This is a genomic window from Treponema bryantii (genome assembly GCF_900111035.1).
In the GTDB taxonomy this organism is placed as follows: Bacteria; Spirochaetota; Spirochaetia; order Treponematales; family Treponemataceae; genus Treponema_D; species Treponema_D bryantii_C.
In genome coordinates this window covers 1-12709 of record NZ_FOFU01000019.1, presented here as the reverse complement: position 1 = coordinate 12709, position 12709 = coordinate 1, and the positions used below count along the sequence as shown (strand labels likewise).

General features: G+C 38.3%; 15 protein-coding genes, 4 tRNA genes and 2 rRNA genes. 4 read left to right on the top strand and 17 right to left on the bottom strand.

Annotation, left to right across the window (positions count from 1 at the left end):
* Positions 1–317: helix-turn-helix domain-containing protein (locus BMY21_RS15470; protein WP_143064248.1), on the bottom strand; the 317-nt coding region annotated here is incomplete at its 3' end.
* Positions 295–582: a KilA-N domain-containing protein gene (locus BMY21_RS15465; RefSeq protein WP_083379910.1), complete on the bottom strand. Its 288-nt coding sequence runs from the start codon at positions 580–582 to the stop codon at positions 295–297. The genes BMY21_RS15470 and BMY21_RS15465, both read right to left, overlap by 23 nt.
* Positions 583–640: 58 nt before the next feature.
* On the opposite strand from BMY21_RS15465, the gene BMY21_RS15460 reads away from it, so the two are divergent.
* Together BMY21_RS15460 and BMY21_RS15455 are read left to right on the top strand one after the other, a co-directional pair.
* Positions 641–913 carry a hypothetical protein gene (locus BMY21_RS15460; RefSeq protein WP_074645759.1) on the top strand — a complete coding sequence of 91 codons (273 nt, stop codon included), beginning with the start codon at positions 641–643 and terminating at the stop codon, positions 911–913.
* Positions 910–1350 (top strand): type II toxin-antitoxin system VapC family toxin, encoded by a 441-nt coding sequence (locus BMY21_RS15455; RefSeq protein ID WP_074645757.1) that lies wholly within the window; start codon positions 910–912, stop codon positions 1348–1350. The genes BMY21_RS15460 and BMY21_RS15455 overlap by 4 nt, the downstream gene beginning before the upstream one ends.
* Positions 1351–1404: 54 nt before the next feature.
* Here the strand turns inward: BMY21_RS15455 and BMY21_RS15450 are convergent, their stop codons facing one another.
* A complete protein-coding gene (locus BMY21_RS15450) occupies positions 1405–1899 on the bottom strand; it encodes a hypothetical protein (protein WP_074645755.1) in 495 nt (164 codons plus the stop codon).
* A 65-nt stretch (positions 1900–1964) separates the two neighbouring features.
* On the opposite strand from BMY21_RS15450, the gene rhuM reads away from it, so the two are divergent.
* Complete coding sequence (rhuM, locus tag BMY21_RS15445) at positions 1965–2723, top strand: RhuM family protein (RefSeq protein ID WP_074645753.1); 759 nt, start codon at positions 1965–1967, stop codon at positions 2721–2723.
* A 2-nt stretch (positions 2724–2725) separates the two neighbouring features.
* On the opposite strand, the gene BMY21_RS15440 is transcribed toward rhuM, so the two are convergent.
* The 9 genes from BMY21_RS15440 to BMY21_RS15400 all read right to left on the bottom strand — a co-directional run bounded on the left by BMY21_RS15440 (position 2726) and on the right by BMY21_RS15400 (position 7660).
* Positions 2726–2800 (bottom strand) — tRNA-Arg (locus BMY21_RS15440).
* Between the two features lie 32 nt (positions 2801–2832).
* A tRNA-Ser gene (locus tag BMY21_RS15435) sits at positions 2833–2917 on the bottom strand.
* Positions 2918–2924: 7 nt separating this feature from the next.
* Positions 2925–3010: transfer RNA gene (locus BMY21_RS15430), tRNA-Ser, on the bottom strand.
* An 87-nt stretch (positions 3011–3097) separates the two neighbouring features.
* Entirely contained in the window at positions 3098–3403 is a 306-nt protein-coding gene (locus tag BMY21_RS15425) for a hypothetical protein (protein WP_074645750.1), read from the bottom strand.
* 113 nt (positions 3404–3516) lie between these two features.
* On the bottom strand, positions 3517–4119 hold the full coding sequence (gene rfbC / locus BMY21_RS15420; protein ID WP_074645748.1) for a dTDP-4-dehydrorhamnose 3,5-epimerase: 603 nt from the start codon (positions 4117–4119) through the stop codon (positions 3517–3519).
* Between the two features lie 9 nt (positions 4120–4128).
* Positions 4129–5001 carry a glucose-1-phosphate thymidylyltransferase RfbA gene (gene rfbA, locus BMY21_RS15415; RefSeq protein WP_074645746.1) on the bottom strand — a complete coding sequence of 291 codons (873 nt, stop codon included), beginning with the start codon at positions 4999–5001 and terminating at the stop codon, positions 4129–4131.
* Positions 5002–5012: 11 nt separating this feature from the next.
* Positions 5013–6137, bottom strand: coding sequence for a dTDP-glucose 4,6-dehydratase (gene rfbB, locus BMY21_RS15410; protein WP_074645744.1), 1125 nt, complete (start codon positions 6135–6137; stop codon positions 5013–5015).
* Between the two features lie 180 nt (positions 6138–6317).
* Positions 6318–6390: transfer RNA gene (locus BMY21_RS15405), tRNA-Thr, on the bottom strand.
* A 16-nt stretch (positions 6391–6406) separates the two neighbouring features.
* Complete coding sequence (locus BMY21_RS15400) at positions 6407–7660, bottom strand: Crp/Fnr family transcriptional regulator (RefSeq protein WP_074645742.1); 1254 nt, start codon at positions 7658–7660, stop codon at positions 6407–6409.
* 85 nt (positions 7661–7745) lie between these two features.
* Between BMY21_RS15400 and BMY21_RS15395 the strand changes: the two genes are divergently transcribed.
* Positions 7746–8588 carry a PHP domain-containing protein gene (locus tag BMY21_RS15395; RefSeq protein WP_074645739.1) on the top strand — a complete coding sequence of 281 codons (843 nt, stop codon included), beginning with the start codon at positions 7746–7748 and terminating at the stop codon, positions 8586–8588.
* Here BMY21_RS15395 and BMY21_RS15390 read toward each other — a convergent pair.
* The 5 genes from BMY21_RS15390 to BMY21_RS15370 all read right to left on the bottom strand — a co-directional run.
* Positions 8585–9433, bottom strand: coding sequence for a carbohydrate ABC transporter permease (locus BMY21_RS15390; protein ID WP_083379907.1), 849 nt, complete (start codon positions 9431–9433; stop codon positions 8585–8587). The genes BMY21_RS15395 and BMY21_RS15390 overlap by 4 nt on opposite strands.
* A complete protein-coding gene (locus BMY21_RS15385) occupies positions 9430–10341 on the bottom strand; it encodes a carbohydrate ABC transporter permease (RefSeq protein WP_218141071.1) in 912 nt (303 codons plus the stop codon). The genes BMY21_RS15390 and BMY21_RS15385 overlap by 4 nt, the downstream gene beginning before the upstream one ends.
* A gap of 92 nt (positions 10342–10433) precedes the next feature.
* A complete protein-coding gene (locus BMY21_RS15380) occupies positions 10434–11828 on the bottom strand; it encodes an ABC transporter substrate-binding protein (protein ID WP_074645737.1) in 1395 nt (464 codons plus the stop codon).
* A 360-nt stretch (positions 11829–12188) separates the two neighbouring features.
* A 5S ribosomal RNA gene (gene rrf, locus BMY21_RS15375) occupies positions 12189–12300 on the bottom strand.
* Between the two features lie 97 nt (positions 12301–12397).
* A 23S ribosomal RNA gene (locus BMY21_RS15370) occupies positions 12398–12709 on the bottom strand; the annotation flags it as partial.

Sequence of the window (12709 nt, the reverse complement as noted above, 5' to 3'; positions counted from 1 at the left end):
CCTTTAGTTTTATATTTTTTAACCCACTGACATAACTGTCCTGAATCTATTCCTGCATTACATGAAACTTCTTTTATTGAATTACCAGCAAGAACTTGTGCTACAAGTTCATAGCGTTCTGAAGCTCTCCATTTCTTTTTCTTTGTTTTGATTTTTAATGCCTCTGGTCCATTGGCATCTTCTATCTTTTTCCATCTTCGAATCATCTTATGGAAATCTTGCGGATCTTTGAAATGTTCTGGAGTTTCTTCCCAAAACCCTTGTTTGTACATTTCAACGCAGTGTCTTTTGTACTCATACGAGTAATGTTGATGCATAAAAATACCCCCTTTCTGTTTGTCCAGAAAAGGGGGTACATATCAATTCGAGGGGTTTAAATCCTGTATTATGCAAAGTTTCCCATAATCCTAAAAACTCAATTACATCTCGATTACGCATCCAGTTTTGAATTACTGCTGCCGGATCATCACTTTTATATTTTGCAATATCTGTAAGAGAAATAAACTCATTTTCGAAATCTGTTGTATAGATTCCGATTTCTATCCCCTGTGCATGTATTGTTTCTTTTACGGTTCTTTCCATTCAAATCCCCTGAATTCTTTTTCTTGACATACATATATTATATACATATAATTAGATTATGCAATATCAATATAATCTTAAACCTGTAACTTTATATGTTTCAGCACAATTATATGAAAAATATCAGCTTCAGGCGCAGAAGCAGGGGCGTAAGACTGCAGAACTTATTCGTAATGCAATGCAGGATTATGCAGATGAACATTTTAAAACAAAAAATAGCATGAAAGACATTGATTTTTCCAGAACAGTGACTCTAAAAGCCGGGGCTCAGGATTTTCTTTCGGATGATTCATGGAAAGAGGATTTTACAAGCGGGAGAATCAAATTATGATTGGAATAGATTCTTGCTTTTTAATAGATTTATACTGGCAGACTTCTCCAAGAAATAAAAATGCACGAGCTCTATATTCTAAAATTGCGAATGACGAATCAATTCAGATTGCCATATATCATAACTGCTTCAACGAATTTTTACATGTCATAACCGACTCAAGAAAATTTGAAAATCCTTTCTCTATAAAAGAAGCAATTAATGTAATCGATTTCTGGTGTGATCTAGACAGAGTAACAGTTCTCTATCCTACCGACACAGTTCTAAAAAGAACTCTTGCATGGATGAATATGTATAACTTAGGCCGCAACCGGATCAATGACACCCAGATGGCTTCCTGCTATCTTTCTAATAACATCACATCAATAATCACAGCAAATCCAAAAGATTTTGAAATTTTTCAGAGTTTTGAATTACTGGATTATACAATTATTTAAGAAAAATAAGATTTATCATTTTTCTCTTCTCTAATTGCTATTATTTCAAATGGTTTATTTTGTTATATATTCATCAAGAATATCTTCCATCCTATTGAAATAATTCCTGGAAGAATCTTTTGCGTCATATGAATCAAGAACTCTATTTTTCTGACTTAAAAACATAGCAAATGTCTGTGAACATAAATGATAAAAATATTCTGCATCATTCTCAGGGAGCCCTTTAGAAACGGCATTCTCAATAAGAAGTCTAGCTCTGTCTGGTAAAAGAGGATGCTTTGGATCTTTTATATTTTCAGAAATCTTACAAACAAATGCGGATGAAAGAACTGCAAGAAGAGCTCCATATAAATTATTCAGTAGAAATAAATTATCTACATCTTGACTTCTAAACATTAAATCCATAGCTAAAGTATCAGCTTCTTTTTCTTCATTTATAATTTGGAGATTTTGTAAAGTCGTACATTTTTTTCCTTCAAAGCTAACTATACTACATATAATGAATAAAAAAATGATACGGATAAGAGAATCTATTTTAAAGTAAAACATTGATATAAAACAGAAAGTGCTATATACTTATATAGTAAATATTAAATATGCTAAAGGTATCAAATATGAGTGAAATTATAATTTTCAAAACAACAGATGAAAAGGTCTCTGTTGATGTACGTTTTGAAGGGGAAACAGTCTGGCTTACCCAGGCACAACTTGTAGATTTATATGGATCGAGCAAAGCAAATGTTAGCGAACATATAAAACACATTTTTGAAGAAGAAGAACTCACAAAAGATGCAACTGTTCGGAAATTCCGAACAGTTCAAAATGAAGGAACTCGTATAGTAGAACGTGAGGTTGACTTTTACAATCTCGATATGATAATTTCCCTTGGTTATCGTATAAAATCTAAAATTGCAACACAGTTTCGTCAATGGGCTACAAAACGTCTTAACGAATATATTCGAAAAGGCTTTACAATGGATGATGAACGACTGAAAGAAGCTGGAGGAGGAGAATATTGGAAAGAATTATTGGCCCGTATCCGTGATATTCGTTCTTCAGAAAAAGTAATGTACCGTCAGGTTTTAGATTTATATGCAACAAGTGCTGACTATGATCCTAAATCAAAAGAATCTGTTACTTTTTTTAAAATGGTACAGAATAAGCTTCATTATGCAATAAACCGCCAAACAGCTGCTGAAATTATTTATGAACGTGCAGATAGTAATAAAGAATTTATGGGGCTTACTTCATTTAAGGGGGCCGATATTACTCTTGAAGATGTACGTATTGCAAAAAACTATCTTTCAGAAAAGGAATTAAAACGGAAAAATAATGTTAAAAAGAAAAAACCCGTAGTTCTATACGGGTTTTAAGTTGAGACTGACACGATTCGAACGTGCGACCCTCACCTCCGCAGGGTGATGCTCTAATCCAGCTGAGCTACAATCTCATTCATCATGTTGTGCAGTAGAACTGCTTTCTCGGAAGCGACAGGAGTTGAACCTGCCCACCCCTTACGGAAGTGACGGATTAGCAATCCGTTGTATTACCGCTCTACCACGCTTCCATTTTAGCGGAGCGAGAGGGATTCGAACCCCCGGACCCGTGAAGATCAACGGTTTTCAAGACCGCCCCAGTACGACCGCTTTGGTATCGCTCCATTAAGTGTTGTTATCTTATAGTTTATACGCATTTATGTCAAGCATGAAAACATTAAATTTCTGATTTTTTTTAATAAAAATCAAAATTATTTGTTTAAAAATGCTATAATACTAACCTTTAAGAAAAGACTCTTTCCCTTCTTAAAATTGGATTCTTTTCCAATAATTATTTCCTGATCTCGAACTTTTAAAAAGCCTGTTTTTTTGTTCTTAGAATTAAGATAATCTTCTCTTTTAAAAAAGAAAATACATACCAATACAAGAACTGCAAAAAAGAGAATAAAATAATTTTCTGGATTTACTACTACGTTAGCAAAAATTGAAAGAACAGAAAAACCAATTCCAAAACAGAAAAGGGTTGCGAGCAACTTTAACACGCCTTTGTGATTCATAGCTCTCTCCATTTTATTAAAATACGTTTTTTATCCCCTAACCCAAGCGTATTTTATAATAGAAAACCCCTATGTTCAATAAGAATTAGATTTATAACAGTTTTTTATAAATTTTAATTACAGAGCCATTTCCCGTTATTATCAAAATAATTGCCAGAGAGATTAAACGCCGGGTGCTTTCCATCTTTTTCAGACAGCAGAGGTTCAATATCCGGTGCTACAGCCTTCCAGTCTATTCCAATTGCAGGGTCATTCCACATAAATCCGCCCTCGCCTTTCGGGTCATAAAAATCTGTACACTTATAGGTAAAAATTGCCTCTTCGCTCAAAACATAAAAACCGTGTGCAAAACCTTCGGGAATATAAAACATATTCTGCTTTTCGCTATCAAGGATTACACCGTAGTATTTTCCAAATGTTGCAGAACCTTTACGAAGGTCTACTGCCACATCATATACTTTACCCTGAAGAGCACGGACAAGTTTTCCCTGAGGATGCTGTGTCTGAAAATGAAGGCCACGGAGTACGCCTTTGGATGATTTAGACTGATTATCCTGTACAAACTTCATTGTAAGGCCCGCAGCAAAAAAATCACGTTCGCTGTAAGTTTCTAAAAAGTATCCGCGTGCATCGCCAAAGATTTTAGGCTGTATCTCATAAAGCCCTTTTATTTCTGTACCATCAGCAAGACGACATGTGTTAAATTCAAATGCCATGATTATTTCCTAGTTTTCTGCAATATATTCAAGGTAGCGGCCGTAGTCTGTCTTGTAGCCCTTTGCAAGCTCAAGCATCTGCTCTTTAGAAAGCCAGCCATTGCGGTATGCAATCTCTTCAATACAACTTACATACATTCCCTGACGTTTCTGGATTGTTGCAATAAAGTTAGACGCTTCAAGAAGACCGTCATAAGTTCCTGTATCAAGCCATGCCATACCACGTCCAAGAAGCTCTACGGAAAGCTCACCACGACTAAGATATTCATTATTTATAGAAGTAATTTCGATTTCACCACGTGCACTAGGCTTTACGTTAGCAGCAATATCAACTACTGCATTGCTGTAGAAATAAAGACCTGGAACTGCATAGTTAGATTTAGGCTTTGCAGGTTTTTCTTCAATTCCAAGCACCTTGCCGTCTTTATCAAACTCTACTACACCGTAAGCTGTAGGATCTTTTACAAAGTATCCGAAGATTACGCTTCCGTTTCCGTTTTCAACTTTTTCGCGGGCACGGCGAAGTGTTGAAGTAAAGCTCTGTCCGTAGAAGATATTATCGCCGAGGACGAGGGCAACGCTGTCATTACCAATGAACTCTTTGCCAATAATAAATGCATCAGCAAGTCCACGTGGCTTATCCTGTACGGCATATTCAAACTTCATTCCAAGCCATGCGCCATCACCAAAAAGTTCCTTAAAGCAGCTGATGTCACGTGGTGTAGAAATAATAAGCACCTCACGAATCCCAGCCAGCATAAGGCATGAAAGCGGATAATAAATCATTGGTTTATCATAAAGTGGCAGAATCTGCTTAGAAACAGCCTTAGTTATTGGATATAAACGAGTGCCAGATCCTCCGGCTAAAATAATTCCTTTCATACGTTCGCTCCTTATCGGCCCTGTTCAGTATAGTTTTTATTGATCCAGTTCTTATAATCGCCGCTGAGAATGTGGTTAATCCAGTCTGAGTTCTTAAGATACCACTTTACAGTTTCCTGCAAGCCCTCTTCGAAAGTCATCTTGCGTTCCCAGCCGAGCTGTGTCTTGATTTTTGTACAGTCGATTGCATAACGTTTGTCGTGACCAGGACGATCCTTTACATAAGTGATTGTCTTTTCTACATCTTCAACCTTTTTACCGGTTTCTGCTGCAGTAAGCTCAATTACCTTATGAAGCAGCTTGATATTCTGCCATTCGTTTTCGCCACCGATGTTGTATTTTTCACCTGTAACACCCTTGTTTACAATGAGCCATACAGCGCGGTTGTGATCTTCTACATAAATCCAGTCGCGAATATTGTCTCCCTTACCATAAACAGGAAGATTCTTTCCATCACGGATATTGCTGATCATCAAAGGAAGAAGCTTCTCTGGGAACTGGTATGGACCATAGTTATTTGTACAGTTAGAAAGAGTAATTGGAAGTCCATATGTATGGAAATAAGCCATTACAACATGGTCAGAACTTGCCTTTGATGAAGAATAAGGACTGCGTGGATCATAAGGAGTATCCTCACGGAAATAGCCTGTCTCACCAAGAGAACCGTAAACCTCGTCTGTAGAAATATGATGGAAGAGCACGTCATCGCGAATTGATTCATCTTCCTTCTTCCAGTAATTGCGTGCAACATCAAGCAATGTGAAAGTTCCCATTACATTTGTTTTCATGAAAGCTTCAGGACCGAGGATTGAACGGTCTACGTGGCTTTCTGCCGCAAAGTGAATTACAGTATCAATATCATACTGCTTAAAGATGCGCTCAATCTGAGGGCGGTCGCAGATATCAACCTTTTCAAAGAAATATCGTTTACCACCGAACTTGTCTTCAATATCTTTAAGACTTTCAAGATTTCCAGCATAAGTAAGGCAGTCTACATTTACTACAGTACCATCAAAGTTTGCATCATCAAAAAGATTTCCTTCTGCAGAAGACATTCCAAAAAGATAGTGAATAAAATTAGAACCAATAAACCCAGCACCACCAGTAATTAAAATATTATGAAGTTTTCGTGCCATAAACTTTTCCATCCTTTCTATGTAAGAATGCTGAGCCGACTTGCGGACTCGAACTCGCCTACAATCGAAGAAGCGTTAAAAACTGGGCTGCAACAGCGGGCCAGTTTAGCTTCATCGATAAAATGGCGCATTTAATCTGCTAAACATGACTCTCAACAGGACTCATCTATTTAGCATATAAGCCGACTAACAGACTCGAACTGTTTACCTGCGCGTTACGAGTGCGCTGCTCTACCCGGTGAGCTAAGTCGGCAAAGTTTTCGTGAGATTTAGTTAAGACCTGTTCCACGGGCGCCACCGCGGGTGTCGTAAGTTCGGCGCATTTCGTTGATATTATTTACAATCATATAATTTTCATAAACTTCAACCTTGCGGCGTTCTACATACTTATTGATTTCATCGCGTGTAACCTCAGGACTAAGGCCAGCCCAGTGTGCAACATCAGAAATAGTAACATTAAAGCGACGCTGCTTTTCTGCCTCATTCATTACAGGATTCATTTCATCAAGCAAAAGGAATACATCTGCAATACGTGCCTGCAAATCCTTAATAACAAGAATTCTAAAGCGGCGCTTCTGATCGTAAATACGCTTACAGAAGAGTTTAAGCAGCAAAAGTGCCATCTGAGGGTTTCCGGTAATCAAGAGCTCAAAGTTTTCTTTATTAAACTCGAGACACTTTACCTTTCCGGCAGCCATACAGGTAGCAGAACGCGCTGAATTATCAAGAATCGCCATTTCACCAAAGAATTCACCTGGCTTCAAGACGTCAAGATTCTTTTTATTTCCATTAACACACTTTACAAGTTGAACACGACCACTCTGAATCAAATAGAAGCAGTCACCCGGCTCATACTCAGCAATAATGACTTCCCCAGGCTCGTAAGTCTTGGCAAATCGTTCAAAGGCCGGCAGTGAGAACAGTTTAAGGGATGCATTTCCGCCATCATCATCGTAATCAACAGGAATACCGCGGCTAACCGCAGCAAGCTTATCAGCACGGAGTTTTGCATCATTATATTTTTTCTGAACTTCTGCAATCTGCGGACTGTTCGGATATCTTTTCATGAACTTCATGTAAACATCGCAGGCAGAACGGAACTGTTCCTCATCATAAAAACTCTTAGCAACTGCAAGAAGACCAGTCTGCTGATCTTCCTGAATATTATTGAGGATTGATTCCGTCTTTTTATGAATCTGACGCAGCTGATTAGAGAAAACGCGGAGCATTTTCATAATCAAAGCTTTGTTATTGCTGAAAAGAATTTCAAATTCCTGGATTGTAAGGGCAACAGCTACAGTAGGAACAAGAGCAGTTGCTGTTTCTTCGCGGCGGAAGTGACCAAGAGCAGATTTTACACCAAAAAACTCACCACTTTTTACCTGTTCAGCAACCGGCTGACCAGATTCAATATCAGTGCTCGTTAAGAGTACTGCTCCCTGCTGCATGATGAAAATACGCTCGTCGTGGTCTCCCTCGAAATAGATGATAGACCCTTTTGTATATTGCATTGCTTTTGGCATACTTTTATACAACCCCTTTTAAATATAGTGTTCCTACTATTATATAATTGTATCACACATCCAAAAAAAATGCTATTATAATCTTATGATAGATTTACACGTTCACACCACAGCATCAGACGGACAGTACACACCCGCTCAGATAATCCAGAAAGCCGCAGAAAAAAACATAAAGGTAATTGCAATAACCGATCACGATACAACAGCCGGCCTTTCAGAAGCGCGTGAAGCAGGAAAACAGCTTGGTGTAACAGTAGTAGGCGGAATTGAAATCAACATAACCTTTCCAACCGGAGAATTCCACCTTTTAGGCCTCGGCCTTAAAGAACCATCAAAATCCCTCATTATAATAGTAGAAAATGTAATTAAAAACCGATTCGACCGCAATAAACAGATAATTGAAAAGATGAACGAAGACGGAGTTCCGCTGACACTCGAAGAACTCGAAACAGATTTTCCGGGCACTGTAATCGGTCGCCCTCATTTTGCCGCAGAACTCGTAAAACACGGAGTAGTAAAAACCCGCCAGCAGGCCTTTGATCAATATCTCGCACGCGGCCGCAAGTGGTACGTTCCACGAATCTGCACAAACCTCGATGAAGCAATAGTCGCAATCCGCGAAAGCGGCGGCGTTCCTGTAGTTGCACATCCTATGTCTTTATATCTTTCATGGGGAAAACTACCGGATATGCTGAAAGATTGCTATGATAAAGGTGTTGTTGGAATCGAAGCATTTCATCCAGGTGCAAGAGTTACAGAATGCCTCCGTCTTGAAGAACTTGGACGTAAAATAGGCTTCATAATCACCGCCGGCAGCGACTTCCACGGCGAAAAAATCCGCAGTGACCGCCGCCTCGGCCACACCTGCGGCAACAAAAAAATTGATGATAAGTATTATTATGAGGAACTTCTGAAAGTACTATCCTAGCCTTTCACTGCCCCGCTTGTAATTCCTGAATAAATCTGTTTCTGGCATAAAATAAATACAATAAAGGCTGGAATCATAGAAATTATAACACCAGCACAAATCAGATTGTATTTACTGCCAAGCGGCCCTGTAAAAGTATAGAGAGAAATAGCAACTGTACGAAGCTTCATATCCTGCAGATAAAGGTTTGCACAGTAATACTCATTGTAGCAGCCTACTCCTTTTAGAATAAGACTTGTAACTGTAGCAGGCTTAAGCAGTGGCAGAATAATAGTCCAGTAAATCTTAAAATATGAAGCCCCATCTATAATTGCAGATTCATCCAGAGAAACAGAAATATTTTCCATAAACTGAATAAATATATAGATGGAAATAACATCGGTTCCCATCATCATTATGATATAGCCATAAAGATGATTAATAAGCCCAAGCTTTCCCATAATGGAATATACCGAAACCTGCATGGCAACACCTGGAAGCAGAGTTGCAAAAAGAAAAAGACGGCGAATCAGGGTATTACCCGGAAAGCGGAAGCGGTTTAAAATATAAGCAAGTTGAGAACTGATGAGGATAGAACCTGCCAGTACAAAAACAAGCACTACAAAGGAATTAAAAAAAGCCCTGCCCATATTTGCCAGATTAAAGGCCTCTAAAAAGTTTTTGAAATAAAGGATCTTTGGCAGAACCATTACCGAAGTAGACTGATATTCATCTGCATTTTTCAACGATGTGATAATGCAGGATATCAGAGGCAGTATAGTCCAAAAGGCAAAGAATATAAGAATAAAATATTTAAGACTTGTCTGAATTATCGAAGCGCGTCTCGCTTTATTTTCTATCATCATAAAATATCCCCCTTTCCATTTCCTGTATCTGCATTGCGGAAAGCATATTTTAGAACCAGTTTCTGTATAATTGTTACAATGAAAATGATAAGCAGCAGGAAGACTGCCATTGCAGAAGCAAGTCCAACCTTTTGGCTTGTATGTGCAACCTGATCCATAATGATAAAGTAAGTACCAGTTCCATTGGCACCCTTTGTAATAACAAAAGGAGGCTCAAATGCACTAAGGGAACCTGTAATAGAAAGTATGATATTCAAAGTTACAATCGTCTTTATACTTGGAAGTATGATATGGAAGAATTGCTGCACTTTTGAAGCTCCATCCAGTTCTGCAGCCTCATAAAGCTCTGAGTCAACAGACATTATAGCTCCGATAAAAAGCACCATGTTTTGACCGAGATAACGCCATACTGAGGTTCCAACCAGAGAAACATTGTTTAATCCCTGAGTTTTAAGCCAGTAAGGAAGCTTGTCCAAAGGAAAGCCAAGCCAACCAAGCACAGTATCAAATACAAAACCATGAGTAAAAAAGAATTTAAATATAAAGCCGATTGCAATACCATTTATTAAAAAAGGAAAAAACAAAATTCCCTTAAAAAGATTTCCTAATCTGGTTTTAAAACTGAGTAGAGTAGCAAGCAGCAAGGCCAGTACCAGCTGAACTACTGAACCACCCATATAATAGAGAGAAAGTTTTAACGAATTGAAGATATCGTCTCTTATGAATAAATCTTTATAATTCTTTAATCCAACAAAAGTGCGTTCTCCAATGTATTTCATTTTATAAAAGCTATAAGTTACCATTTCGCCAAAAGGCAGGTAGGTAAAAGTAAACAAGAGAAGCAAAGGTATGCTTATAAAAGCCAGTATTACTGCCCATTTTGAATAACGGATATTAAATTTTTTCATATTCATATTTATCTAAAAAGAAGGCTGCAGCCGCCCTCACTAAAACAGCCGCAGCCAGATTTTCCATCAGTTATGTGTTCATAAGTGAGTTATTAGTATTTTATTTCTACATTTTCGCTTGTCTGCGCATCAGACCATGCCTTATTCCATTCATCCATAATTGCATCAAAAGTCTTTGTGCCGTTTGCAGCATGTTCAATAATCTGCTGAACCTTAAGATTACCACCAGCATTAATATTCAACTCAGATTCAGAATTAAGGGCATTGAACAAATCTGCTTCGCCAGCCGCAGCAGGATTATCAGAAACGAATTCTACATTATTAGCAGAGAAGGCTGCATAAGCTGCCGGATAATTATTGTCTTCTGCTGCAATTGGAATACCACCTTCGTTATATGCAAAACCAGACTTTTCTGTAAACCATTTTACAAAAATCATTGCTGCATTTCTGTTATTTTCAGAAGCTTTGGCATTAATTCCAAAACAGTAGTCTGGACCTGCAGAAGCATACTGTTTACCCTTTATTGTAATTGGGAAAGACATATAGCCGATATCATCCGGATTAGGACCTGCACCCTGCATCTGTGTGAAAGCCCATGAACCAAGAACCATAGTTCCAATTTCGCCACGGTTAATCATTCCCTTACAACCTTCCCAGTCTGTAGTTGTATAATCCTCTTCAATAAGCTTATTTGCTGCAGCATCATAAAGTACCTTATAAACTGCATAAGCATGTGTTCCATCACCATAGTTTTTGAATGGATTTTTTGTATGAAGAAGTATATTGTTCATGTAATCTGCATCACCTGTTGCTGAACCGCCAAGATATGCATCCCAAGCCCCCATTGTCCAGCCTGCTGCATAATTTGTATAAAGAGGAATTGCATTTGTTTTTTCTTTTATAAGCTTAAGATCGGAAATAAATTCTTCTGTAGAAGCCGGAAGCTTTGTGATTCCAGCCTGCTTGAAAACTTTTTTATTGTAAAGCACACCCTGAGCATTTCCTGTTGAAGGAATACCATATACTTCGTTTTCATATTCCCAGTTAGTAGCAAACTTAATCTGCTTTTCCATAGTTGCTAAATCACCAAAAGAAAGAAAATAGTTTTTAAGTTCTTTCTTATCGATTGAAGGAATCATCATTATGTCTCCCCAGTCTCCACCCTGAAGACGAAGAAGAGAAACACTTGCATAATCAGTAATACCTTCGATTTCTACTTTGATGTTTGGATAAAGCTTGTTAAATTCTGAAAGATACTTTGCAAAAGTTACACCAGTGTAAGAATCCTGTAACATATCTGTTCGATGTGTAAGCAGTTTGATTGTAGCCGAAATGCTGGTACCTGTTTTTCCAAGTTCTACATCAGCGTATTTTAAGGAATCACCAGTTGAAGTGTTTGAAGCTGAAGTTTTTTTTGAACAGCCGGCAAAGGTTAAGATAGTTGTTAGTGCAAACACTGTAGACAATACTTTAATTAACTTTTTCATTAAAAACCTCCATTATACTTTTAATGTTTAAGTTAATTTAAGTTTATCATTAACTATTTTTAAAGCAAGTTTAAATTGTATTTTACCTAAATATTTATCGTTTAACTTTAAAAAAAAATAAAAAAAGCCAGTAAAAACTGGCTTAGACAAAAAAAAGCCGGCGGCTTGGAAAGCACAGCTTTCCTGACCGGATTATCGGATGAGCCTAAACAACGCTCCACCGGAGCCTTGTTTTTAACGGCTCTCCGATTTACGGTCTACTATCCCGGAATCAAATCCAGTCCCTGGATTCGTTCCGGTAAAGATTTCCCGGATATCAAATAATGTAAAGATTTCTCAAAATGAAATTAGACAAAAAAAAGCCGGCGGCTTTCTACTTTCCCGGAACGAATCCAGTATCATCAACGTAAGAGAGCTTGACTTCCGTGTTCGGAATGGGAACGGGTATTACCTCTCCACTATGGCCACCGGCATTATTAACAATGCAGAGTTACGAAGTGTGTAAGACGATTTCTCGTGCACACAGGACGGATTATTCAGAAGTGTTCGTTTTGAACGGAAACGATGATATGGCCAAGTCTCACGACTTATTAGTAATGCTCGGCTGAACGCCTCACGACGCTTACACCTGCATCCTATCAACCTGGTAGTCTCCCAGGAGTCTTCAGGGAACTTAAAGTTCCAGGGAAGTCTAATCTTGAGGTGGGCTTCCCGCTTAGATGCTTTCAGCGGTTATCCCTTCCGGACTTAGATACCCAGCACTTACCCTTGGCAGGATAACTGGTAAACCAGAGGTTCGTCCACTTCGGTCCTCTCGTACTAAAAGCAGCTCCTCTCAAACTTCCATCGCCCATAACAGATAGGGACCGAACTGTCTCGCG

Coding starts and splice junctions, on each gene's coding strand:
- BMY21_RS15395 (WP_074645739.1), top strand. CDS start 7,746: ATGATAGATTTACACGTTCACACCACAGCATCAGACGGACAGTACACA.
- BMY21_RS15455 (WP_074645757.1), top strand. CDS start 910: ATGATTGGAATAGATTCTTGCTTTTTAATAGATTTATACTGGCAGACT.
- BMY21_RS15465 (WP_083379910.1), bottom strand. CDS start 582: ATGGAAAGAACCGTAAAAGAAACAATACATGCACAGGGGATAGAAATC.
- BMY21_RS15425 (WP_074645750.1), bottom strand. CDS start 3,403: ATGAATCACAAAGGCGTGTTAAAGTTGCTCGCAACCCTTTTCTGTTTT.
- BMY21_RS15400 (WP_074645742.1), bottom strand. CDS start 7,660: ATGCCAAAAGCAATGCAATATACAAAAGGGTCTATCATCTATTTCGAG.
- rfbA (WP_074645746.1), bottom strand. CDS start 5,001: ATGAAAGGAATTATTTTAGCCGGAGGATCTGGCACTCGTTTATATCCA.
- rfbB (WP_074645744.1), bottom strand. CDS start 6,137: ATGGCACGAAAACTTCATAATATTTTAATTACTGGTGGTGCTGGGTTT.
- BMY21_RS15390 (WP_083379907.1), bottom strand. CDS start 9,433: ATGATGATAGAAAATAAAGCGAGACGCGCTTCGATAATTCAGACAAGT.
- BMY21_RS15450 (WP_074645755.1), bottom strand. CDS start 1,899: ATGTTTTACTTTAAAATAGATTCTCTTATCCGTATCATTTTTTTATTC.
- BMY21_RS15380 (WP_074645737.1), bottom strand. CDS start 11,828: ATGAAAAAGTTAATTAAAGTATTGTCTACAGTGTTTGCACTAACAACT.
- BMY21_RS15460 (WP_074645759.1), top strand. CDS start 641: ATGCAATATCAATATAATCTTAAACCTGTAACTTTATATGTTTCAGCA.
- BMY21_RS15385 (WP_218141071.1), bottom strand. CDS start 10,341: ATGAAAAAATTTAATATCCGTTATTCAAAATGGGCAGTAATACTGGCT.
- rfbC (WP_074645748.1), bottom strand. CDS start 4,119: ATGGCATTTGAATTTAACACATGTCGTCTTGCTGATGGTACAGAAATA.
- rhuM (WP_074645753.1), top strand. CDS start 1,965: ATGAGTGAAATTATAATTTTCAAAACAACAGATGAAAAGGTCTCTGTT.